18 protein-coding genes are annotated in these 22,858 nt (G+C 66.3%); 7 read left to right on the top strand and 11 right to left on the bottom strand.

The genetic code is table 11. The features are described 5' to 3' along the window. Nucleotides 1-83: 83 nt before the first annotated feature. Complete coding sequence (locus MKCMC460_RS08620) at nt 84-1,658, top strand: NADH-quinone oxidoreductase subunit M (protein ID WP_238305558.1); 1,575 nt, start codon at nt 84-86, stop codon at nt 1,656-1,658. Continuing rightward, nucleotides 1,655-3,226 (top strand): NADH-quinone oxidoreductase subunit NuoN, encoded by a 1,572-nt coding sequence (gene nuoN, locus MKCMC460_RS08615; RefSeq protein ID WP_236981510.1) that lies wholly within the window; start codon nt 1,655-1,657, stop codon nt 3,224-3,226. The genes MKCMC460_RS08620 and nuoN overlap by 4 nt, the downstream gene beginning before the upstream one ends. A 14-nt stretch (nt 3,227-3,240) precedes the next feature. On the opposite strand, the gene MKCMC460_RS08610 is transcribed toward nuoN, so the two are convergent. The 7 genes from MKCMC460_RS08610 to MKCMC460_RS08580 form a co-directional block, all read right to left on the bottom strand. Then, the gene (locus MKCMC460_RS08610; protein WP_236981509.1) at nt 3,241-5,487 is read right to left on the bottom strand and encodes a PPE family protein; all 2,247 of its coding nucleotides are present in this window, start codon (nt 5,485-5,487) and stop codon (nt 3,241-3,243) included. A 235-nt stretch (nt 5,488-5,722) separates the two neighbouring features. After that, on the bottom strand, nt 5,723-8,929 hold the full coding sequence (locus tag MKCMC460_RS08605; RefSeq protein ID WP_236981508.1) for a PPE family protein: 3,207 nt from the start codon (nt 8,927-8,929) through the stop codon (nt 5,723-5,725). Nucleotides 8,930-9,055: 126 nt separating this feature from the next. Continuing rightward, entirely contained in the window at nt 9,056-9,472 is a 417-nt protein-coding gene (locus MKCMC460_RS08600; RefSeq protein WP_236981507.1) for a hypothetical protein, read from the bottom strand. 1 nt (nt 9,473) lies between these two features. Then, the gene (locus tag MKCMC460_RS08595; RefSeq protein WP_236981506.1) at nt 9,474-10,721 is read right to left on the bottom strand and encodes a DUF58 domain-containing protein; all 1,248 of its coding nucleotides are present in this window, start codon (nt 10,719-10,721) and stop codon (nt 9,474-9,476) included. Beyond that, nucleotides 10,718-11,686 carry a MoxR family ATPase gene (locus MKCMC460_RS08590; protein ID WP_238305981.1) on the bottom strand — a complete coding sequence of 323 codons (969 nt, stop codon included), beginning with the start codon at nt 11,684-11,686 and terminating at the stop codon, nt 10,718-10,720. The genes MKCMC460_RS08595 and MKCMC460_RS08590 overlap by 4 nt, the downstream gene beginning before the upstream one ends. 31 nt (nt 11,687-11,717) lie before the next feature. Next, nucleotides 11,718-12,203, bottom strand: coding sequence for a hypothetical protein (locus MKCMC460_RS08585; protein WP_236981505.1), 486 nt, complete (start codon nt 12,201-12,203; stop codon nt 11,718-11,720). Beyond that, a complete protein-coding gene (locus tag MKCMC460_RS08580) occupies nt 12,200-13,150 on the bottom strand; it encodes a DUF4129 domain-containing protein (protein WP_236981504.1) in 951 nt (316 codons plus the stop codon). The genes MKCMC460_RS08585 and MKCMC460_RS08580 overlap by 4 nt, the downstream gene beginning before the upstream one ends. Before the next feature lie 70 nt (nt 13,151-13,220). Between MKCMC460_RS08580 and MKCMC460_RS08575 the strand changes: the two genes are divergently transcribed. Next, nucleotides 13,221-14,501 (top strand): HNH endonuclease signature motif containing protein, encoded by a 1,281-nt coding sequence (locus MKCMC460_RS08575; RefSeq protein WP_236981503.1) that lies wholly within the window; start codon nt 13,221-13,223, stop codon nt 14,499-14,501. Between the two features lie 7 nt (nt 14,502-14,508). Here MKCMC460_RS08575 and MKCMC460_RS08570 read toward each other — a convergent pair whose 3' ends face one another. Further along, on the bottom strand, nt 14,509-15,342 hold the full coding sequence (locus MKCMC460_RS08570; RefSeq protein WP_236981502.1) for an SDR family NAD(P)-dependent oxidoreductase: 834 nt from the start codon (nt 15,340-15,342) through the stop codon (nt 14,509-14,511). Beyond that, nucleotides 15,339-15,935 carry a TetR/AcrR family transcriptional regulator gene (locus MKCMC460_RS08565; protein WP_236981501.1) on the bottom strand — a complete coding sequence of 199 codons (597 nt, stop codon included), beginning with the start codon at nt 15,933-15,935 and terminating at the stop codon, nt 15,339-15,341. The genes MKCMC460_RS08570 and MKCMC460_RS08565 overlap by 4 nt, the downstream gene beginning before the upstream one ends. Before the next feature lie 43 nt (nt 15,936-15,978). Between MKCMC460_RS08565 and MKCMC460_RS08560 the strand changes: the two genes are divergently transcribed. From MKCMC460_RS08560 to MKCMC460_RS08550, 3 genes are read left to right on the top strand one after another with little or no spacing between them, the layout of a single operon-like run. Beyond that, the gene (locus MKCMC460_RS08560; protein ID WP_238305556.1) at nt 15,979-17,097 is read left to right on the top strand and encodes a phosphotransferase family protein; all 1,119 of its coding nucleotides are present in this window, start codon (nt 15,979-15,981) and stop codon (nt 17,095-17,097) included. Then, entirely contained in the window at nt 17,097-18,212 is a 1,116-nt protein-coding gene (locus MKCMC460_RS08555; protein ID WP_236981499.1) for a hypothetical protein, read from the top strand. Before MKCMC460_RS08560 ends, MKCMC460_RS08555 begins: the two co-directional genes overlap by 1 nt. 30 nt (nt 18,213-18,242) lie before the next feature. Then, nucleotides 18,243-19,589: a flavin monoamine oxidase family protein gene (locus MKCMC460_RS08550; RefSeq protein WP_236981498.1), complete on the top strand. Its 1,347-nt coding sequence runs from the start codon at nt 18,243-18,245 to the stop codon at nt 19,587-19,589. Here MKCMC460_RS08550 and MKCMC460_RS08545 read toward each other — a convergent pair. After that, nucleotides 19,584-20,528: an alpha/beta fold hydrolase gene (locus tag MKCMC460_RS08545; RefSeq protein WP_236981497.1), complete on the bottom strand. Its 945-nt coding sequence runs from the start codon at nt 20,526-20,528 to the stop codon at nt 19,584-19,586. The genes MKCMC460_RS08550 and MKCMC460_RS08545 overlap by 6 nt on opposite strands. Before the next feature lie 135 nt (nt 20,529-20,663). Between MKCMC460_RS08545 and MKCMC460_RS08540 the strand changes: the two genes are divergently transcribed. Then, entirely contained in the window at nt 20,664-21,998 is a 1,335-nt protein-coding gene (locus MKCMC460_RS08540) for a flavin monoamine oxidase family protein (protein ID WP_370653151.1), read from the top strand. Here MKCMC460_RS08540 and MKCMC460_RS08535 read toward each other — a convergent pair. Next, nucleotides 21,991-22,806: an amidohydrolase family protein gene (locus MKCMC460_RS08535; protein WP_236983885.1), complete on the bottom strand. Its 816-nt coding sequence runs from the start codon at nt 22,804-22,806 to the stop codon at nt 21,991-21,993. The genes MKCMC460_RS08540 and MKCMC460_RS08535 overlap by 8 nt on opposite strands. Between the last annotated feature and the right edge of the window lie 52 nt (nt 22,807-22,858).

Genomic DNA, 22,858 nt, shown 5'->3' with positions numbered 1-22,858 from the left:
TGCAGAGCGAAGCGATGAGGAGGAGCGGCGCTCATGACTCGTCGCGACGATGCAGAGCGAAGCGATGAGGAGGAGCGGCGCTCATGACTGATGTTCCCTGGCTGACCGTGCTGTGGCTGCTGCCGCTGGCCGGGTCGGTGCTGGTCATCCTGCTGCCGCCGGGCCAGCGCCAGCTCGCCAAATGGACTGGCGTGGTGGTCAGCGTGCTGACCCTGGCGGTGTCGCTGGTCGTCGGTATCGGTTTCAAACCGGGCGGCAGCAACTACCAATTCGTCGAATCACACCAGTGGATACCGGCTTTCGGCACCGGATACACGTTGGGCGTGGACGGTATCGCGCTCGTCCTGGTGGTGCTCACCACGGTGCTGATCCCGCTGCTGCTTATCGCCGGCTGGAATGACGGTGGCCAGACCAGCCCGCGCGGGGTACACGCCTACGTCGCACTGACGCTGGCTATCGAGTCGATGGTGCTGATCTCGGTGGTCGCCCTCGACGTGCTGCTGTTCTACGTGTTCTTCGAGGCGATGCTGATCCCGATGTACTTCTTGATCGGCGGCTTCGGTCACGGTGCCGGACGTTCGAAGGCAGCGGTGAAGTTCTTGCTGTACAACCTGTTCGGCGGGTTGATCATGCTGGCGGCGGTGATCGGGCTGTACGTGGTGACCGCGCAGCACGGGGGCGGCACCTTCGATTTCCGCGAGATCGTCACCGGCGTGCAGTGGGGCCGCTACAGCGACGTGGATCCCGCGGTGTTCAAGGCCATCTTCCTGGGCTTCATGTTCGCGTTCGCGGTCAAAGCGCCGCTGTGGCCACTGCACCGCTGGCTGCCCGACGCCGCGGTCGAATCCACGCCGGCGACCGCGGTGCTGATCACCGCTGTGATGGACAAGGTCGGCACGTTCGGCATGCTGCGCTACTGCCTGCAGCTGTTCCCTGATGCCTCAACGTATTTCCGGCCGGTGATCGTGGCGCTGGCCATCATCGGGGTGATCTACGGCGCGATCGTGGCGATCGGCCAGACCGACATGATGCGCCTGATCGCCTACACCTCGATCTCGCACTTCGGGTTCATCATCGCCGGTATCTTCGTGATGACCACGCAGGGCCAGAGCGGCTCGACGCTGTACATGCTCAACCACGGCCTCTCGACGGCGGCGGTGTTCCTGATCGCCGGTTTCCTGGTGTCCCGGCGCGGCAGTCGGTCGATCTCCGACTACGGGGGCGTGCAGAAGGTGGCCCCGATCTTGGCGGGCACCTTCCTGGTCTCCTGCATGGCCACCCTCTCGCTGCCCGGGCTGGCGCCGTTCGTCAGCGAATTCCTGGTGCTGCTGGGGACTTTCAACCGCTACTGGGTGGCCGCCGCGTTCGGGGTCACCGCGCTGGTGCTGGCCGCGATCTACATGCTCTGGCTCTACCAGCGCGTGATGACCGGCCCGGTGGCGACCGGCAACGAGAAGATCCGCGACCTGGCCGGCCGCGAAATGGTGGTCGTCGCACCGCTTATCGCGCTGCTGCTGGTGCTCGGTGTGTACCCCAAGCCGATCTTGGACGTCATCAACCCGGCGGTCGACCACACCATGCAGACCATCGGCCAACACGATCCCGCACCCACCGTTCCTATGCAGGTACCCCGGACAGCCGAAGGACCGCACCGATGATCCTGCCCTCCCCCAGCATCGAGTACTTCCTGCTGTCCCCGCTGTTCATCGTCTTCGGTGTCGCAGTCGTCGGGGTGGTAGCCGAAGCCTTCCTGCCGCGGCGACTCCGCTACGGCGCTCAGGTGTTCCTGACCCTCACCGGGTTGGTCGCCGCGTTCGTGGCGGTGGTCGTGGTGGCCCGATCGGTTCCGGCCGAGGGCCGGCGCACCGTGATGGGCGCGATGGCCGTCGATCGGGCGGCGCTGTTCCTGCAGGGCACCATTCTGTTGGTTGCGGTGCTGGCGACCATTTTCGTGGCCGAGCGCAGCAAGGTCGCGGTCAAGAAGTCCGCCAAGGTGTTCGCGGGATTGGATTCCTTTACCCCGCAAGCGTCTTCGGTGCCCGGCAGTGACGCCGAGCAAGAGGCGCAGCGCGCCGGGGCCGCCCAGACCGAACTCTTCCCGCTGCTGCTGCTGTCGGTCGGCGGCATGATGGTGTTCCCCGCCTCCAACGATCTGCTGACCATGTTCGTTGCGCTGGAAGTTCTTTCGCTGCCGCTGTACCTGATGTGCGGACTGGCCCGGCACCGCCGGCTGATGTCGCAGGAATCGGCGCTGAAGTATTTTCTGCTGGGCGCCTTCTCGTCGGCGTTCTTCCTCTACGGGGTCGCGTTGCTGTATGGGGCAACCGGCACGCTGACCCTGACCGGTATCCGCGATTCGCTTGCCGCGCAGAGCGATGAGTCGATGGCGTTGGTCGGCGTCGCGCTGCTGTCGGTGGGCCTGCTGTTCAAGGTCGGCGCGGTGCCGTTCCACTCCTGGATTCCCGACGTGTATCAGGGTGCGCCCACCCCGATCACCGGGTTCATGGCGGCGGCCACCAAGGTCGCGGCCTTCGGCGCACTGCTGCGGGTGGTCTACGTGGCGCTGCCTCCCCTGCATCACGACTGGCGCCCGGTGCTGTGGGCTATCTCGATCCTGACCATGCTCGTCGGCACCATCACCGCGGTGAATCAGGTCGACGTCAAACGCATGCTGGCGTATTCGTCGGTGGCCCACGTCGGTTTCATCCTCACCGGTGTGATCGCCGACAGCGCCGAGGGCCTGTCCGGAACGTTGTTCTATCTGGTGGCCTACAGCTTCAGCACGGTGGGCGCGTTCGCGATTGTCGGACTGATCCGCGGTTCCGACGGCGTCGAGGACGCCGAACTGTCGCACTGGGCCGGGCTGGGTCAGCGCTCTCCCATTGTGGGCGTGATGCTTTCGATGTTCTTGCTGGCGTTTGCGGGGATCCCGCTGACGAGCGGGTTCATCAGCAAGTTCGCCGTGTTCCGGGCCGCGGCCCAGGGCGGGGCGGTGCCGCTGGTGATCATCGGTGTGATCTCCAGCGCGATCGCCGCCTACTTCTATGTGCGGGTGATCGTGTCGATGTTCTTCACCGAACCGACCGATACCACGCCGCACGTGGTCGAGCCCGGCGTGCTGAGCAAGGCCGCAATTGCGGTGTGCGCCTTGGTGACTGTGGCGTTGGGCATCTTCCCGCAGCCGGTGCTCGACCTGGCCGCCCAGGCGGCCACCTTACTGCACTGACCCGGCGGGCCCGGTTAGCGGAAGAACCCTGACTGTCCGTCGCCCTGGTTGAAACCACCGCTGCTGTTGGTACCCGAATTCCTGATCCCCGAGCTGCCCGTCCCGGTGTTGTGCACACCCGCGTTGGCGGTCCCGGAGTTGGAGATCCCGGCGCTGCCGTTACCCGAATTGGTGAAGCCGACGTCGGGATTGCCGGAGTCGGTGTTCGAGTTGAAGAAGCCGATGTTGTCGCCGGCGCCGGAGTTGTTGAAGCCGACGTTGCCACCGTTACCCGAGTTCCAGGCTCCCACATTGCTGCCCGCGCCCGAGTTGTAAAAGCCCACCTGTGATTGGCCTTGGGAGTTCATGAAGCCCATGCTGTAGTTGGCCGCGTTCCCATAGCCGGCGTTGCCGTTGCCGGAGTTGAGGAAGCCGGAATCGCCGGTGCCGGTGTTGCCGAAGCCCGAGCTCGTCGCCCCCGCCGGGGTGACGTTGAACGCGTTGCCCAGGCCCGTGACCAGGTTGCCGGAGTTCCAGAAGCCGGTGTTGGTGTTGCCCGAGTTGCCGAAGCCGGTGTTCGTCGCGCCGGTGTTGGCGAATCCGACGTTGCCATAGCCCAGCGAGTATCCGCTGGCGTCCCGCACCTCGGGACCACCGGAGTTGAAGGCGCCCAGGTTGAATCCGCCGGCGTTGGCGAAGCCCCAGTTGTCCACGCCCGAGTTGAAGCTGCCCATATCGCCGATACCGGCGTTCACCAAACCGACGTTCAGCGTGCCGGCGTTGAGGATGCCGAGATTGTAGGTGCCCGGGTTCATCAGCCCCATGTTGTTGGCGCCAGCGTTGCCCAAGCCCATGTTGATTGAGCCGGCGTTGAACGACCCGGAGTTGGTGGTACCCGCATTCCACAGTCCGGTGTCCAGCATGCCGGTGTTACCGATGCCGGTGTCGATGCTGCCCGAGTTGAAGATGCCCCAGCTTCCGTTGCCGGAGTTGAAGATTCCGACGTTTCCGCTACCGGTGTTGAAGAAGCCGACGTTGTTGCTGCCCGAGTTTCCGAAGCCGACATTGCCGCTGCCCGAGTTCAGCCCGCCGAACCCGAACTGGTTGTTGCCGGTCAGCCCGATGCCGAAGTCGTTGTTGCCGGTGTTGCCGAAACCGACGTTGTAGTTGCCGGCGTTGCCGAAGCCGAAGTTACCGGTGCCGTTGTTGCCGAACCCGAGGTTCCATCCGCTGGTGAGCGAGTTCAGCCCGCCGATGCCGATCTGATTGCTGCCGTTGAGGCCGATCCCGATGTCGTTGCTGCCGAGGTTTCCGAAGCCGAAGTTGTTGTTGCCCAGGTTGCCGAACCCGAGATTGCTGTTGCCGAGGTTACCCAGGCCGAAGTTGGAGTTGCCGGCGTTCCCGATGCCGAAGTTGTAGTTGCCCAGATTGCCGAAGCCGACGTTCCCGATGGCCTTGACGTCGATGCTGTAATAGCTGCTTCCGTTGCCGAAACCGATGTTGCTGCTGCCGAAGTTGCCTAGACCGAAGTTCTGGGTGCCGTAGTTGCCCAGACCCAGGTTGAGGTTGCCGAGGTTGCCGCTGCCGAAGTTGTAGCTGCCGGTGTTGCCGGCACCGAGGTTCACGTCACCGGTGTTGCCGTTTCCGAGGTTCAGGTTGCCGATGTTGCCGATGCCCAGGTTCCATGAGCCGATGTTGCCGATTCCGGTGTTGCTGGCGGGGATGGCGGCCGTGGCCGCGCCGGCGAGCTGATTCGGCAGGCTCTCGAGGGCATTGAACCAAGGCACCAAGGCGGAAGCGGCCGCCGATGCCTCACCGTGGTAGCCGACCAGCGCCGCCACATCGGCGGCCCAGAACTCTTCGTAGATGCTCTCGGCGGCCGCGATCGCGGGCGCATTCTGCCCGAACAGATTCGATACAACCAACTGCACGAACGCATTTCGGTTGGCCGCCACCGCGAGAGGATGGATGGTGGCGGCTTGGGCGGACTCGAACGCACTCACCACCGCGTTGGCCGATGCTGCCGCACCGGCGGCGTGGGCGGCGGCCGAACTCAGCCAGCTTGTGTAGGGTGCGGCCGCGGCCGTCATGGCCGCCGCTGCGGGTCCCTGCCAAGCCTGACCGGTCAACCCCGACGTGACACCCGCGAACGACTCTGCAGCCGTTGCCAATTCGTCGGCCAAACCCGACCAGGCGGTCGCGGCCGCGAGCATCGGCTCGGAACCCGCACCGGTGAACATCTGCAGTGAATTGATTTCCGGCGGCAATCCGAAAAAGCTCATGGCTGTGCTCCCTCCAAGCCGGATGACGCCGCCTCCCGTGAGCAGCTCCCGAGCCACACGACCTGCACACCGAACTCTAATGGAATGCCGATTCTCGGGTAGGTCGATTGACAGGCTTTTTCTGGCGCTCAGCAGATCCACAGGTTTACGCGCGACGGTCATGGAAAACGTTGTCGGCGCACCTACTTAGTCATCGCGGCCGGCGTGTCGCCGGTGTGCGGTGGCACCCGCCGCGTCAGCGGGAGATGCCCGCCACGTTGTCGCTGCGGTTGTACGCGCCCGCACTGCCATTGCCCCAGTTCGACAAGCCGCTGCTCTGGTTGCCCGCATTTCCGATTCCGGTACTGACAGTTCCGGAGTTCTCGATGCCGACGGAGCTGAAACCGGTGTTGAACCAGCCGACATTGAAGTTTCCGGCGTTGTTGACACCGACGTTCGACGGCCCCACGTTGTGGAACCCGGACGTGTACAGGCCCGCACCGGTGATGATGTTCTGGAAGCCGGAGGCGTGATCACCGGTGTTGAAGAAACCCGAGCTGCCAAATCCGTTGTTGCCGAAGCCCGACCACGTCACCCCTACCGGGGTGGTGGAGCTACCGATACCGGTGTTCAGGCCTCCGGAGTTCAGCAGGCCGGTGTTGCTGAAACCCGCGTTCGCGTACCCGGTGTTGAAGTAGCCGGAGTTGAAGTCACCGGTATTGACGTTTCCTGCGTTGAAGTTTCCGGTGTTCGACGAACCGGTATTGCCGAATCCCACATTCCCTTGCCCGGCGTTGCCGATGCCCATGTTGAATGTGCCCGAATTGCCGACCCCGAAGTTACCGTAGTCGGCGTTACCGATGCCGGTGTTCAGCGAGCCGGCGTTCCAGAAACCGGTGTTCGTGCTGCCGGCGTTACCGAAGCCGAAGCTGCCGTTGCCGGAGTTGAAGAACCCGACATTGCCGTTGCCGGAGTTGAAGAACCCGATGTTGTTGTTGCCGGAGTTGCCGAACCCGAAGTTGCCGGATCCGGTGTTCAGCGCACCGATCCCGAACTGGTTGTCGCCGGTCAGTCCGAAGCCGACGTTGTTGTTACCGGAGTTGCCGAATCCGAAATTCGCGATGCCCTTGTTCCCGAACCCGACGTTGTTGGAGCCGAGGTTGCCGCTGCCGAGGTTGAATGAGCCGAGGTTGCCGCTGCCGAAGTTGTAGTAACCGCGGTTGCCGTTGCCCAGGTTTCCGCCGCCGTTGTTACCCAACCCGAAGTTGCCGTCGCCCAAGTTGCCACTACCCAGGTTCAGGGTGCCGACGTTTCCGCTGCCGATATTGGTATGTCCGTCGTTGCCGCTGCCCAGGTTGAAGAAGCCCTGGTTGCCGCTGCCGATGTTCAGGTTGCCGATATTGCCACTGCCGATGTTCGCGTTCCCGGCGTTGCCGCTGCCGAAGTTCAAGTCGCCGAGGTTTCCCCCTCCCAGATTCCAGGAGCCGAGATTGCCCCACCCGGTGTTGATGTCGGGCACGGTCACCGGCGTCGGCGCAGACACCGCGGAGACGATCGGTGCCAGCGGTCCGAGATCGAGCAGGAACGCCGGCCTGGCGGCGGGACCGAAGATGCCCGCCTGGTGATCGCCCTGGTTGAAGAAACCGGCGCTGTAAGCGCCCGAGTTGCCGACGCCTGAGCTGAAGTCGCCGGAGTTCGAGATGCCCGAGGACGCAAAGCCGGAATTCCAGAAGCCGACGCTGTTGGTGCCGGTATTGCCGATCCCCACGCTGGTAAAGCCCGAGTTATTGAAGCCAACGGCATAGGTGTTGGTGTTGTTGAGGCCCGAAATCTGGCCCAACCCGAGATTCGTGTCGGAGTTGTGGTAGCCGGACGAGTCGTTTGCCGAGTTGTAGAAGCCGGAGCTTCCGGTGCCGGTGTTCCCGACCCCGGAGGAGGTGACGCCGGTGGGCGTCGTGGAACTGCCGATGCCGGTGTTCAGGTCGCCCGAGTTGAGCAGGCCCGTATTGGTGTCATCGGCGTTGCCGAAGCCGGTATTGACCGAACCCGCGTTCGAGAAGCCCGTGTTGATGTCACCAGAGTTGAAAAATCCGGTGTTGTCCTGGCCCGCGTTACCCGAGCCCATGTTGAAGGTGCCGGCGTTGCCCGAACCCACGTTGGCATTACCCGCGTTGCCGACGCCGAAATTCCGTGTGCCGGAGTCGCCGAAGCCGGTATTAGTGACGCCCCCGTTCCAGAACCCGGTGTTGGTGTCTCCGCCGTTGGCGAACCCGAAGTTGCCATTGCCGGAGTTGAAGAAACCGACGTTGCCGTCACCGGAGTTGAAGAACCCGATGTTGTTGTTTCCCGAGTTGCCGAAACCGAAGTTGCCGATTCCTGAATTCAGCGCGCCGATGCCGAACTGATTGTCGCCGGTGAGTCCGAAGCCGATGTTGTTGTTGCCGGTGTTACCGAATCCGAAGTTGAAGTTCCCTTTGTTGCCGAAACCGACGTTGTTGGAGCCGAGATTCCCGCTACCCAGGTTGTAGGCGCCGGCGTTGCCGCTGCCGAAATTCGTGCCACTTGCGAAATTGACCGGGTGGGAGGTGTTGCCGAACCCGAAGTTGCCGTTGCCGATGTTGCCTAAACCGACATTGCCGCTGCCGTCGTTGCCCAGGCCTAGGTTCAGGTTGCCCAGGTTCCCCAGCCCGAAGTTGATCGAACCATAGTTGCCGAAGCCGAAGTTGCTGTTCCCGTAATTTCCGAAGCCGAAGTTGGTGGCGCCGGTGTTCCCGCTACCGAAATTGACGTTGCCGGCGTTGCCGTTGCCGATGTTGAAATCCCCGATATTGCCGCCACCGAAGTTCCATGAGCCGATATTGCCCAGCCCCGTGTTGACGTCGGGAATGACGGCCGCAGCATTCGACGCCGCCGCGGCAGCTACCTGACCCAGCACCGGCAACTTCTGCAGCGCCGAACCCCACGACTGCAACGCCGCGACGGCCGCCGACGCCCCGCCGTGATAGCCCACCAGCGCGGCCACATCCGCGGCCCAGAACTGCTCGTAGATACTCTCCGCGGCCGCGATCGCCGGTGCGTTCTGCCCGAACAGGTTGGAAACCACCAACTGCACGAACGCATTCCGGTTCGCCGCGACGGCCACCGGATGGATGACCGCCGCCTGGGCCGCCTCGAACGCGCTGACCACAGCCTGCGCCGACGCCGCGGCGTCCAACGCCCGCGTCGCAGCAGCCGAAAGCCAGCCGGCGTAGGGCGCCGCCGCGGCTGACATCTCCGTCGCGGCAGCACCCTGCCAGGCCTGCCCGGTGAGCCCGGTGGTCACCGACGCGAACGTCTGCGCTGCCGTCGACAATTCTTCGGCCAAACCATTCCAGGCCGCGGCCGCCTGCAGTAGCGGCGCGGACCCCGCACCGGCGAACATCCGCAACGAATTGATCTCCGGCGGCAGTCCGAAGAAACTCACCGGGCCATCCCCTTCCCCGAGAACCACAGCCCCCCAGTAACGGCAAGACCCTGTCGCTCAAGATATTAGGGCCGGCGATTCGCCATTTCCGGGGAATCAGCGAAACCGCGTGCGAATTGAGTCAGATCAACTCAGAAAGGGCCGCGTCGCCACCACGTAGATCGCCAAGACCGCCAGTGGAGCCACCAACGGCAACCACGGCACCTGCAGCGGAAACGACGTCGCCACCAGGCCGACGAACGTAAACCCCACAGCGGCAACGGTCGTCGGCCAGGAAGCCGTTGCGTGTCGACTCACCAGGTACGCCGCCGCGCAAAGTCCGGACAGCGCGACCAGGATGTGCGAGACGTCAAAGAGCACAATCACCAGCACCGTCAGCAGCACCGCACCAGTCGCAGCGAAGCGGTACACCGTTCCCAGCCCCACCATCAGCCCTGCCGCTGCCGCGACCACCAGGGCGGCCCCGTGCGACTCGAACGCAGCCAACCCGACCATCGCCAGTCCGGGCGCGGTCGACAGTGCGTTGCGTGCGAGGGCCGGCATCTCAGCGCCGTCCACGCAGCTGCCCACCACGGCGACGATCGGGCAACGTTCCCATCGACTGTTCCAGCGCTCGGTCGGCAGGCCAGGACAGCACGTCGACCCCGACGGTCGCCATATCCCGGTACATCGCGGACCGTTGCAGCGTCCACATCCGCAGCAGCAACGGGTCGTGCTCACCTTGGAACGGAGCGGTGTCGAGGACGTCGACGGCGACCACCACGTGACCGCGCCTACGCAAATCGATTAGTGCCAAGGCGAATTCGGTGTCGAGCAACGTGGAGAACGCAATGACGATCGCACCGGCCGGGACGGCGGCGCGCGGCGCCAGCGTGCCGGTGGCGTTGTCGACCTGCTCGCCGGCTTCCAGCACCGTGTCGAGCACCCGGTAGAACTGGCGCTGCCCGATGTCGGCGCCCAGCCAGCGCGGGCGATTGCCACCCAGAGCGACGATCCCGGCCCGGTCGCCGTGCCGCAGCGCGGTCTGCACCACCTGCGCCGCGCCGCGCACCACGCGTTCGGTGGCCGCTGTCGCCGGACCCTCCGGCTGCTGATACCTGTCGATCAGCACCACGACGTCGGCGGCGCGATCGGTGAGTCGCTGGGTCACGTGCAGCCGGCCGCGGCGTGCGCTCACCGGCCAGTTCACCGCGCGCAGTTGGTCACCCGGAATGTAGGGACGAATGTCGGCGTATTCCACGCCCGGACCGACGTAGCGGGTGAGGTGGGCGCCCAACCGGTCGAGCAAGTCGATCTGCGGTATGGAAGTGGACTGCGGTGGCGTCAAGGGAAAGACGATGAGGTGAGCGGCGTCGACCGTCCCGGTACCCTGCAGCAGCCCACCGCGGGCGAGAACGTCGACCCGGACCCTGATGGGATAACGTCCCCAGCGATCGGCGACCGCGGTCACCGCTTTCGCGTCGCCGCCTTGCACTTCGAGTTGCATCGGAGCGGGCGCAGAGACGGTGAGTTCGATCATGGCATCGTCGGAATCGATTGTCGCCCATACTCTTAACGTCGATATCTCGTCTTCGAAGCAGCGCTGCAGGTCCGGTTCGGCATGCACGCGAACCGCCGGGGCGGGCCGTTGCCAACCGAGCGAACACAACACCCCGAGCAACGGGGCGGCGAATGCGATCAGCTGCCAGCGGCCGGCCATCACCGCGGCGGCCAGCGCAACTCCGGCGCAGGTTGCGATCGCCAGCGTCAATCGTGCCGCGCGCCAGCGGAACTGCACCTCCGCTTCGCTCACCCGGGCGCCGGCCTGCCATGGGCACGGGGAACCGGCAAGCGTCGCAACAGTTCTCCAAGTACATCGGCACCCTGGATTTTGCGCACCCACATCTCTGGTCGCAACGTGATGCGGTGTGCGACCGCGGCGATCGCGAGTGCCTTCACATCCTCGGGAATCACATAGTCGCGGCCCAGCAACAGGGCGCGGGCGCGGGCGAGTTGCACCAGGTCGAGTTCGGCTCGCGGGCTGGCCCCGACGGCCACCTGCGGATGGTGCCGGGTGGCGGTGGCCAACGACACCACGTAATGCAGCACGTCCTGGTGAACAGTGACGTGCTCGACCGATTCGCGCATGGCCAGCAGGTCGTGCGCATCGACCACCTGGTTGACCGTCGGTTCGGCCGAGCCGCGATCCAGCCGCCGGCGCAGCATCGCGGTCTCGTCCTGTTCGGACAGATAGCGCAGTTCCAGGCGGATGGCGAATCGGTCCAGCTGCGCCTCGGGCAACGGATAGGTGCCCTCGTACTCGATCGGGTTGTCAGTGGCCAACACGATGAAAGGGGTTGGCAAACGGTGAGTTTGGCCGTCGATACTCACCTGCCCCTCGGCCATCGCCTCGAGCAGCGCGGCCTGCGTCTTGGGAGGCGTGCGGTTGATCTCGTCGGCCAGCAGCAGATTGGTGAAGATCGGTCCACGACGGAACTCGAACCGGCCGGATTGCATGTCGTAGATGGTCGAGCCCAGCAGATCGGCCGGCAACAGGTCTGGGGTGAACTGCACCCGGGTGAATTCCAGGCCCAATGCCGAGGCGAAAGACCTTGCTATCAGCGTCTTACCGAGCCCGGGGAGATCTTCGATCAGCACGTGACCCCGCGCCAGCACCGCCGTCAGGATCAGCGTCAACGCCGAACGTTTGCCCACCACGAGGCGTTCGATCTCGTACAGTACCGCTTCGCAATTGGCAGTGGTCTGGCCCGCCGGCATGGTGGCCGGCGTACTCATGCCTGCTCCGCATTCATACCTGCTCCAACCTTCGCAGAATCTCCTCGAGTGCCGCCCGGCCCGGCCCGGGGTGCTGGCGGTTACCCGGATGCCCGATGTCGTTGGGATTCACCCATACCCACAACTGCGGCCCGAAGAGCATCTCACCGGTTGCGGCATAAGCAGCCGGGTCCTTGGCCCGCCGTTGGCCGGTCGCCAATTCGAAACGACGGGCCAACATTGGCCGCAGGTGCCGGTCCCAGTCCGCGCGAGTGGACTCCGACCAGTGGATCGTGGTCTCGGTGCTGGCTACCCAGCGACGCAGAGCGTCGCCCGAATCGTCGGCACTCTCGTCGTCCGGAGGATCGTTGGGGCTCCCCAGCAGTTTGCGAATGTTGAGCAACACCAGAGCCACACCTACACCGGACGCGGCGAGCACCAGAGTGCGGTTCTGCATCAACAGCGCCAGCAGCTCGATACCGACCACGAGCAAAACGCCAAGCGCAACAAGCTTCCTCATCGCATGGCCGATCGCGGCGCTATTTCGGCAAGAACCAGCTCGAGCACATGTACCGCCGTTTCGCGGTGCTCCTCACCCATGACGTGCGGACTGAACCGCGCCTCCTCGAACAGGCTCACCAACTGGATGGCGTTATCAGCTTGCAGTGCTTGGTGTTTGACGGCACGGGCCAGCACTTCGGTGGGAGTGTCGAAGTCCTGTGGGGCCGCGCCGGGCACGTTGGCCAGCTCACGTTCCATCGCCGCGTAACACGCGATGATGGCAGCGCGAGGGTCGCGGCTGAGATCGGCCATCTCGGCCAACCCGACTTCGGCTGCACGCGCAAGCGATTCGGCGGCGGCTTCGGGCGACTGTGGGATGTCGCGGTCGGGGGCTGGTGGCGTTGTCGCGACGGGTGTACGGCGTCGGGCGGCAAAGATCCCGCCGACGAACATCATTAGCAACAGCGGAGCTGTGACGAGCAGGACGCCGAGGATGTCGCCGGTGTTCTGGCGTGGGGCCGGCGGGCGAGGCGGCTGCGCGTTGCCCGCTCCGGGCGGGGTGGCATTGGTGTCGGGTTGCGGTGCGTCGAGCGCGATATCGGGCGGGGTGAATGATCGGGACAGCAGCAGCGCGATCACCAGCCAGGCCACTACCACCCCGACCGCAATCACGATCACGCGCCAACTCGGCCGACCGGCGCCGCCGCCCAGCATTTCCGGCAGCGCACCGGCGCTGGACGCCACCGCGCGCGGATCTCGCAGTCGGACAATGATCGAGAACGCCAACAGAGCCAGAGTGGCAGCGAGGGCCGCGGCGAGGATCATCAGCGCGGCCGGGCTGCCGCCCGATTCTCTCAAGCGCGATCCGTGGTGGGCCGGCAGGTAGCCGCGCAGGGCCGCGGCCACCAGAATCAGCAGGGCGATCACCGCGATGACACGCGCGGTGGGCTTGTCGACTCGCCCCATAGCCGAAGGCTAGCCCCGGGGTGGGGCGTTGTCACAGCACTTTGTCGCGCAATCGTGTATAGTCGAACATATGTGCGAATCGCTTGACTTAGCGGGGTTGCCGGCGGAAGCCGGTGAGGCCGAGTTGATCGCGCGGATCACCGAGCTCGAGCAGATCAAATGCGCCGCGGCGGCCGGGCAGGCCCGCGCGGCGGCGGCCCTGGATGCCGCGCGGCGCGCTACCGAGGCGGCCGCCGGGGTGCCCGCGGGCAAGCGGGGCCGCGGGGTGGCCAGCGAGGTCGCCCTGGCCCGCCACGACTCCCCGAACCGCGGCGGTCGCCACCTCGGGTTCGCCAAAGCCCTGGTCCACGAAATGCCCCACACCCTGGCCGCCCTGGAATCCGGGGCGCTCTCGGAATGGCGCGCGACGTTGATCGTGCGCGAATCAGCTTGCCTGGACCTCGAAGATCGACGCAGGCTCGACGCCGAGCTGTGCGCTGACGCGGCGGCGTTGGCCGGCATGGGTGATCGGCGCATCACCGCCGCCGCAAAGACGATTGCTTACCGTCTGGACCCGCACGCGGTCGTCGATCGCGCTGCTAAAGCGGTCGAGGAGCGCACGGTCACCACCCGGCCGGCCCCGGACATGATGACCTGGATCAGCGCACTACTGCCGGTAGCCCAGGGTGTGGGCGTCTACGCGGCGCTGCGCCGCGCCGCCGACACCACCTTCGACGGCCGCTCACGTGGGCAGGTGATGGCCGACACTTTGGTTGAGCGCGTCACCGGCACCCCCGCCAGCGCAACGGCACCGGTGACGGTCAACCTGGTGATCTCCGATCAGGCGCTGCTCGGCGACGACACCGCGCCGGCCGTCCTCGAGGGCTACGGACCCATCCCCGCCGCAGTGGCCCGCAACATGGTGACCAGCGCGGTGGCCGACCGGAAGTCCAAGGCGACGCTGCGCCGGCTCTATGCCAGTCCTGCCACCGGCGCCCTGGTCGCCCTGGAATCGCGGTCCCGCACCTTCCCGCGCGGCCTGGCCGACTTCATCGGCCTGCGCGACCAAACCTGCCGCACCCCCTACTGCGACGCCCCCATCCGCCACCGCGACCACGCCCAACCCTGCAAGCGCGGCGGACCCACCACCGCCACCAACGGCCTGGGACTGTGCGAACACTGCAATTACCTCAAAGAGTCACCCGGCTGGGCCGTCATCACCCATGACGAAAACGGCACCCACACCGCCGAATACGCGACGCCGACCGGTGCGCGGTACCAATCGTCCGCGCCACCGATCTATCCGAAATTCGATATCAGCGAAATCGAAACAGCCATCAGCATCACGCTGACCGACCGCCATGCCGCCTAATGCGCGGTCACACCGCGAACGGGGTGAAGCTGCCGTCGAGCACCTGATGGTGACCGATGGTGCGCCCGGTCACCACGCTGGGGTCGACGCGCGCCAATTGCACAGCGGCTTGGGCGAATTCCTCGGCGGAGCTTTCCTCGTCGAAGCCGTGGGCATAGTAGGACAGGCCGGGCGTCATGATCGGCTTGGACGGCGCCAGCGCATTCACCGCGATGTTGTGGTCGGCGAGGTCGAATGCGGCGCACTGCGTGAGGTGCTCCAGTGCGGCCTTGGATCCGCCGTAGCCGGGCAGCACCCCGGCACTGCGGTCGGGGTAGGGCCCATTGCCCGGCATCCGCGAGGCGATCGAGGTGATGTTGACGATCGAGCCGCCGCCCGCGGTGATCATGTCGGGGGCGACCAGTTGCATCAGCTCGTAGGCGGCGAAGATCGAGATCTCGAAGTGCCGGCGGTAGGCCGCGAGCGGGGTGCTGACGAAACCGGGCCAGCCGGGTTTGCTTTCGGTCGACTTCGGCGCCTTCGGTCGCGGCGTGGCCCCCGGACGCCCCGGCGCGGTGAAGGCGGCATTGTTCACCAGAATCGAGATGGGCCCCAACGCATTCCGCGCCTCCGCGACAAGTCGGCCGATATCCTCACGGTCGGTCAGGTCCGCCCGCACCGCGATCGCCCGGCCTCCCGCGGACTCGATCTCGGCGACGGTTTCGCCGATGGTTCCGGGCAGCCGGTCGTCCCAGACTGCTTCGGTACGCCCGACGACGGCCACCGCCTCGCCGTCGGCGGCCAGCGCCAGCGCGATCGCCCGCCCGAGGCCGCGGCTGGCGCCGGTGACGATCGCGGTCATCGGTTGACCCCGTGCACCACGATCGCGGTGGTCTGCTCCACCCAGGTGTCGTCCAATTCCGGATACAACAGCATCCGCAGCATGGTGGAGCCACCTATCAATTCGATGAGCCGGCCGGGATCGACATCGGGATGGGCTTCCCCGCGCTCGATGGCTTCGCGCAGTCGCACCCGGACCGCTTCGAAAAGACCTTCAAAGCGTGCCATCACCCTGGCGTTCAGTTCCGGGTCGGCGGTCATGTCCGCCATGAGGCCGGGCAGCGCGGCACGCACCACCGGGGTGGTGAAGATGTCCCGCGTGGCTTCGAACATCAATCGAATGTCGGCGGCGAAATCACCGGCCGGCGTGGTCAGCGCGGTCGGCGCCACCGGGAAGGCGGCTTCGTGAACCAACTCCGCCTTGCTCGACCACCGTCGGTACAGCGCCGACTTGGTGGTCCCGGCCCGTTCGGCGACGGCGGCCAGACTGAGGTTCGAATAGCCGATCTGCACAAGCAGTTCGGCGGTTGCTGCCAAGATGGCCGAGTCGATGCGGGGATCTCGGGGCCGCCCGGCGCCGGGGGCCTTGTCAAGGGATGGCAGGTCTGCTTTCATAACGCTACCTACCGTATCGTAATTATCTCGCGAAGGAATACCCGTGGCCAATGAACCGGCGGTCGAAGATGTCGGCCGTATGCAACGCTCGAGCCGCGATACCACCACCGTTCCGGAGTTGATGTCGCAGTGGTTATCGACCGTGCTGCCCGAGAGGCCCGAGATTACCGTAGAAAGCGGCGTGGACTCGACCGGCATGTCGTCGGAGACCATCATCCTGACGGCGCGCTTCGCCGGCACCGCGCAGAAGCTCGTGGCCAGGGTGGCCCCCACCGCCCAGGACGTCCCGGTCTTCCCGACCTACCGACTCGACCACCAATTCGAGGTGATCCGCCAAGTCGGCGAACTCACCGACGTTCCAGTGCCGCGGGTGCGCTGGATCGAGAACACCGGTGACGTGCTGGGTGCGCCGTTCTTCTTGATGGACTACATCGACGGCGAAGTACCGCCCGACGTGATGCCCTACACGTTCGGCGGCAACTGGTTCGCCGACGCCCCGGTCGAACAACAGCGCAGGCTGCAGGACGCGTCGGTGAAAGTGCTGGCGACGCTGCACTCGATCCCGCACGCCGACAAGACATTTGGTTTCCTCACCGCCAAACTGACCGGCGACACCGCCCTGCGCAAGCACTTCAGCTGGGTGAAATCCTGGTACGACTTCGCCGTCCCCGACATCGGCCGATCACCCTTGGTGGAGCGCAGTTTCGAATGGCTGCAAGCCAATTGGCCCGACGCGGCCGACGCACGCGAGCCGGTGCTGCTGTGGGGGGACGCCCGGGTGGGCAACGTGCTGTACCGGAACTTCGAACCGGTGGCGGTGCTGGACTGGGAGATGGTGTCGCTGGGCCCGCGCGAACTCGACGTCGCCTGGATGATCTTCGCGCACAAGGTTTTCGAGGAACTCGCCGGCCTCGCCGGACTACCCGGGCTACCCCAGGTGATGCGCGAGGAAGACGTGCGCGACACCTATCGGCAACTCACCGGCGTGCAACTCGACGACCTGCACTGGTTCTATGTGTATTCCGGGATCATGTGGGCCTGCGTCTTCATGCGCACCGGAGCCCGGCGCGTCCATTTCGGCGAGGCCGAGAAACCCGAGGACGTCGAGTCGCTCTTCTACCATGCCGGACTGATGAAACGCCTTATCGGAGAGGAAAGTTAATGCTCGGACCACTCGACGAGTATCCGGTCCACCAGGTGCCGCAGCCGATCGCCTGGCCCGGCTCCTCCGACCGCAACTTCTACGACCGCTCCTATTTCAACGCCCATGACCGCACCGGCGACATCTTCGTGATCTCCGGCATCGGCTACTACCCCAATCTCGGAGTCAAGGACGCGTTTCTGCTCGTCCGGCGCGGTGACACGCAGACCGCCGTGCACCTGTCCGACGCCATCGACCAGGACCGGCTCAACCAGCATGTGAACAGCTACCGGGTCGAGGTCATCGAACCGCTGCGCAAGTTGCGCATCGTGCTCGACGAAACCGAGGGCATTGCAGCCGATCTCACCTGGCAAGGACTGTTCGACGTCGTCCAGGAGCAACCGCACATCCTGCGCGCGGGAAACCGGATGACCCTCCACGCACAGCGGTTCGCCCAGCTGGGCAGCTGGAGCGGGCACCTCGCGATCGACGGGCAGGACATCGCCGTCGACCCCGCCGTGTGGATCGGCAGCCGGGACCGATCCTGGGGCATCCGCCCGATCGGGGAGCCCGAGCCCGCCGGCCGTCCCGCCGACCCCCCGTTCGAGGGCATGTGGTGGCTGTACGTACCGATGGCGTTCGACGAGTTCGCAATCGTGCTGATCATCCAGGAGGAGCCCAACGGGTTCCGCTCGCTCAACGACTGCACCCGGGTGTGGCGGGACGGCCGAGTCGAGCAGCTGGGTTGGCCGCGGGTCAAGATCCACTACCGCTCCGGCACCCGGATTCCGACCGGGGCGACGATCGACGCGACGACTCCGGACGGCACGCCGGTGCACTTGGACGTCGAGTCCAAACTGCCGGTGCCGATCCACGTCGGCGGCGGCTACGGCGGCGACTCGGACTGGCTGCACGGGGTGTGGAAGGGCGAGAAGTTCGTCGAACGGCTCACCTACGACATGACCGACGCCGCCATCGTCGCCCGGTCCGGATTCGGCGTCATCGACCACGTCGGGCGCGCGGTGTGCCGGGACGGCGACGGGAAACCGGTGCAAGGCTGGGGACTTTATGAGCACGGCGCGCTGGGCCGCCACGACCCGTCCGGCTTCGCCGACTGGTTGACGGTTGCGCCGTAAATCCGGTCCGGATGCGGTTCACTGTAGGGCGTGACAAACGCCTCGTGGGACGTCGACGTTGTCGTGGTGGGCGCGGGCTTCGCCGGTCTGACCGCCGCCCGTGAGCTGACCCAGCAGGGTCACGACGTCCTGGTCTTCGAGGGCCGCGACCGGGTCGGGGGCCGCTCGTTCACCGGCAATGTCGCGGGACTACCCGTCGACCTGGGCGGGTCGTTCGTGGGCCCCACCCAGGACGCCGTGCTGGCGCTGGCCGCTGAATTGGGCGTACCCACCACCCCCACCTATCACGACGGCAAGAACGTGATCTTCTGGCGCGGCGCCGCTCGCGCCTACAGCGGCACCATTCCTCGGCTGTCGCTGGTGGGCCTGCTCGACATCGGCCGGCTGCAATGGCAGTTCGAACGGCTCGCCCGCAGCATTCCGATTTCGGCGCCGTGGGACGCCAAGCGGGCCAGGCAGCTGGACGACATCTCACTGGCTCAGTGGCTTGCCATGGCGCGGGCCACCAAGTCCTCCCTGGATCTGATGGCGATCATGTCCCGGGTCACCTGGGGGTGCGAGCCCGACGAGGTGTCAATGCTGCACGCCGCCCGCTACGTGCGCGCCGCCGGCGGCCTGGACCGGCTGCTCGACGTCGAAAACGGCGCGCAACAGGACCTGATCCCGGGCGGTACCCAGCAGATCGCCGATCGGGCGGCGGCCGAGCTCGGCGACCGCGTGGTGCTGGACGCCCCGGTCCACCGCATCCGACGGCACGGATCGGGCGTGACGGTGAGCACCGATCGGGGTGAAGCCGAGGCGGGATTCGTCATCGTCGCGATCCCGCCCGCCCACCGGGCCGATATCGAGTTCGATCCCCCGCTGCCACCCGAATACGCCGAGCTGGCCCGGCAGTGGCCGCAGGGCCGGCTGAGCAAGGCGTATGCGGCCTACGAGACGCCGTTCTGGCGCGCCGACGGTCTGTCGGGACAGGCGCTGTTGGACCGGGGACCGGTGTTCATCACCTTCGACGTCAGCCCGCACGACGACGGGCCGGGGATTCTGCTGGGTTTCGTCGATGCCCGCGCTTTCGACTCGCTGCCGAGTGACCAACGGCGCCGCGACGCGCTGCGCTGCTTCGCCTCGGTGTACGGCGAAGCAGCGCTCAAGCCGTTGGACTATACCGACTTCCGTTGGGGTACAGAGGAATTCGCGCCGGGCGGTCCGACCGCCGCGGTACCGCCGGGGTCGTGGACGAAATACGGTCGGCTGCTGCGCACGGCGGTCGGGCCCATTCACTGGGCCGGCACCGAGACCGCCGACGAGTGGACCGGGTACTTCGACGGCGCCGTCAGATCCGGCCGGCGCGCCGCCGCCGAGGTCGCCGCCGTGCTATGAGCTGATCCGCCGCAGCTCGTGGCGCGCCAGCGCGGATTCAGCGAGGGCGCGCAACTGAGCGTTCACCGCGGCCGGCTGTTCCAGCATCGAGCAGTGCCCGCCGGGCAGCTCGACCAGATCGACGACGTTGGGTGCGGTACGGGCGATCTTGCGGGACTGGCCGATCGGCGTCAGGCGGTCGCGTTCGCTGCCGATGACCAGGGTCGGCACCGTCAGGCCCGCCAGGCTCAGGTGCCGCGACCCCACCTCGCCCACCAGCATCCGGGCGCAGCCCCCGCGCCCAGCCGGTGACGTCTGCGCGAACATCTCGTAGACCAGTTTGACCACGTCGGGATGCGCCTCGGCGCCGGTCGCCATCAGCGCCACCAGGTAGCGGGCCGGGATCCGCACGGCGTTGGGCAGCGGGACTCCGCCGACCGCGCTGATCAGCGTCCGCCCGGCCATGACCCGGGCCGGTGACAGGCCGCGTGGCACCGAGAGGAACCGGATTTTGCGCAGCAGATCGCCACTGGCCGTGTTGATCAGCGCCACGGCATCGGCGCGGCGAGCGACCTTGTGCCCGTAGCGCTGCGACCACGCCTGGATGGTCATCCCGCCCATCGAGTGCCCGGCGATCACCGCGCGCTCGTGCGGCGCGAGCGTCGCCTCCAGCACGCAATCGAGGTCGGAGGCAAGGTGATTGAGGCTGTAGCCACCGCGGCGCGGGAGTCCACTGCGACCGTGGCCACGGTGGTCGAACGCGATGACCCGGAAGTCGGTGGACAACTCTTCGATCTGGTAGGCCCAGGCGCGGATGGCGCACACGAAGCCGTGGGTCAAAACGATGGGGTAGCCGTCTGCCGGTCCGAATACCTCGGCGTGCAGGGGCGTACCGTCCGCCGCGCGGACCGTCAGGGCGCGGCCCGCCGGTAAAGCACGGGTGGCCTGTCGAGCATTCATTGCCGCTCCCCACTTGGACGCGGCACCGTTGCCGCCCTCCAGATGCGCACGATTTTACCTGAACGTAATGTGCGCTCTGTCACGTTCTCAGAACACGATCCGGTAACGGCATGTGAGACCCTGACACCCGTGTCCCTGTCGCGTCGGGGTTTCCTGACGGCATCCGCCCTGCTGGCAGGGTGCGCAAGGCCGCGGCCGCAGAGCGAGAACACGAGCACCGCACCACCGGACACCGGGTCGATCTTGATCGTCGGCGCCGGCATGGCCGGTCTGGCGGCGGCCCGCAGCCTGGCGGACGCGGGCCGGCCGGTGCGGGTGATCGAGGCCCGCAACCGGATCGGCGGCCGGGTGTACACCAGCCGCGACTGGGGAACGCCGCTGGAAATGGGCGCCTCGTGGATCCACGGCACAACCGACAATCCGCTACTGGAATTGACGCGGAAAGTGCAGGCGCAGGTCGTGCCCACCGACTACAACCGGCCGGTGAAACTGGCCATCGATCCCCGCCTGCAGCCGATGACCTACGACGCGAAGACCTGGCGCACGCTGGTGTCCGATGCGCGCGACGACACCGACGGGGGCACGCTGAGCGCCGCGATCGACGCCGAGGCCGTCGGGCTCTCCGATCGGGACCGCGCCGCACTCGCCTACTACGTCACCACCGAGATCGAAGACGAGTACGCCGCCGACGCAGACCAGCTGTCCGCGACGACGTTCGACCTGGGCACCTACACCGGCGGACCGCAGGCGGTGATCACCAGCGGTTACGACGCGCTGCCGCGACTGCTGGCCGACGGCCTGCCGATCAGCCTGAACACGGCGGTGGATGCTGTTGTGCGCAAAGGCAACTCGGTGATGGTGCGGGCCGGCGGGCAGACGTTCGAAGGCCCGGCCGCGATCCTCACCGTTCCGCTCGGCGTGCTCAAATCCGGCAAGATCATCTTCGACCCACCCCTACCCGACGGCCACGCGCACGCGGTGGACGCGCTGGGATTCGGCGTGCTGTCCAAGAGCTACTTCCGTTTCCGGCAACGCACCTGGGACGCCGAAAACGCATTCTTCCAGTACCTGGGTTCCGAGCCCGGCAGGTGGGCGCAGTGGTTCACGCTGTCCGCCGCCGCCGGCCCGATTGTGTTGGCGTTCAACGCCGGTCGGCGTGGCCGGCAGGTGGAGTCGGCGCCGGCGGGCGAGTTGCTGTCCGGGGCGATGCCGATTGCCCGGGCGCTGTTCGACACCGACGTCACCGAGGTCCGTTCCTCTGGCTGGTCCAACGACCCTTACGCACTGGGCTCGTATTCCTATCACGCTCCCGGCTCCGGTCTCGACGATCGTCGGCGACTGCAGGAACCGATCAGCGACCGGCTCTACCTGGCCGGCGAGGCCGTCGGCGTGGACAACCCGGCCACCGTGCACGGCGCCTTACTCAGCGGCCGGCATGCGGCGGCCGAGTTGCTGCGCAGACTCAGTTGAACAATTCAAAAGCATTGTGAAACAATACCTTTCGGCTCCACTGGTCACCCAGCCCGAGCGCGACGACCGATTCGACGGCGTGATGGTACGGGTAGGGGATGTTGGGAAAGTCGCTGCCGAAGAGCACCTTGTCGGCCACTTCGAGCAGCCGGGGCAGCTCCGCGCGGGGGAAGGGGTGCAACTCTTCGGTGAAGTCGGTGAACACCATCGTGGTGTCCAGATACACCCCGGCGTGCTGCTGGGCGAGGTCGATGAACTCGCGGTATTCGGGCATGCCCAGGTGCGCGATGATCAGCTTCAGGTCCGGGTGGCGGTCCAGGACATCGGCGACCGGTTGCGGGCCGGTGAAGGTGCCCGGTGTCGGGCCGGATCCGGCGTGGATCACCGTCGGGACGCCGGCTCGCTCCAGGACCGCCCAAACCGGTTCCAGCAGCGGATCTTTCGGCGAATAGTTGCCGACCTGCACGTGGGCCTTGAACACCCGGGCCCCGTCGGCGATGGCACGTGACACGTAGTCGGCCGCGCCGGGTTCGGGGTAGAACGTGGCGGTGTGCAGACAATCCGGTGTGGCAGCGGCGAATTGGGCAGACCAGGAGTTGAGCCATTCGGCCATGTCCGGTTTGTGCGGGTAGAGCAGCGAGGTGAAGGCCACCACCCCGAAGTCCCGCAGCGCCGCCACCCGCGCCTGCTCGTCGTGCCGGTAGGCGACGGGCCACGGCCGCCCGGTCAGCGGGCCGACGCCGTCGAAGTAGGCCCACACCTTGTCGAGCACGCGTTTCGGCATGAAATGGGTGTGCACGTCGATCATCGAGGCCAGACCGACGTCGTCGAGCAATCGGCGAACGGTCTCCGCCTCGATG

Source organism: Mycobacterium sp. 20KCMC460 (assembly GCF_022179425.1).
Lineage (GTDB): Bacteria > Actinomycetota > Actinomycetes > Mycobacteriales > Mycobacteriaceae > Mycobacterium > Mycobacterium kiyosense.
This window is presented reverse-complemented; position numbering and strand designations above follow the sequence as displayed.

Coding starts and splice junctions, on each gene's coding strand:
- MKCMC460_RS08620 (WP_238305558.1), top strand. CDS start 84: ATGACTGATGTTCCCTGGCTGACCGTGCTGTGGCTGCTGCCGCTGGCC.
- nuoN (WP_236981510.1), top strand. CDS start 1,655: ATGATCCTGCCCTCCCCCAGCATCGAGTACTTCCTGCTGTCCCCGCTG.
- MKCMC460_RS08610 (WP_236981509.1), bottom strand. CDS start 5,487: ATGAGCTTTTTCGGATTGCCGCCGGAAATCAATTCACTGCAGATGTTC.
- MKCMC460_RS08600 (WP_236981507.1), bottom strand. CDS start 9,472: ATGCCGGCCCTCGCACGCAACGCACTGTCGACCGCGCCCGGACTGGCG.
- MKCMC460_RS08590 (WP_238305981.1), bottom strand. CDS start 11,686: ATGCCGGCGGGCCAGACCACTGCCAATTGCGAAGCGGTACTGTACGAG.
- MKCMC460_RS08585 (WP_236981505.1), bottom strand. CDS start 12,203: ATGAGGAAGCTTGTTGCGCTTGGCGTTTTGCTCGTGGTCGGTATCGAG.
- MKCMC460_RS08580 (WP_236981504.1), bottom strand. CDS start 13,150: ATGGGGCGAGTCGACAAGCCCACCGCGCGTGTCATCGCGGTGATCGCC.
- MKCMC460_RS08575 (WP_236981503.1), top strand. CDS start 13,221: ATGTGCGAATCGCTTGACTTAGCGGGGTTGCCGGCGGAAGCCGGTGAG.
- MKCMC460_RS08570 (WP_236981502.1), bottom strand. CDS start 15,342: ATGACCGCGATCGTCACCGGCGCCAGCCGCGGCCTCGGGCGGGCGATC.
- MKCMC460_RS08565 (WP_236981501.1), bottom strand. CDS start 15,935: ATGAAAGCAGACCTGCCATCCCTTGACAAGGCCCCCGGCGCCGGGCGG.
- MKCMC460_RS08555 (WP_236981499.1), top strand. CDS start 17,097: ATGCTCGGACCACTCGACGAGTATCCGGTCCACCAGGTGCCGCAGCCG.
- MKCMC460_RS08545 (WP_236981497.1), bottom strand. CDS start 20,528: ATGAATGCTCGACAGGCCACCCGTGCTTTACCGGCGGGCCGCGCCCTG.
- MKCMC460_RS08535 (WP_236983885.1), bottom strand. CDS start 22,806: ATGATCGACGTGCACACCCATTTCATGCCGAAACGCGTGCTCGACAAG.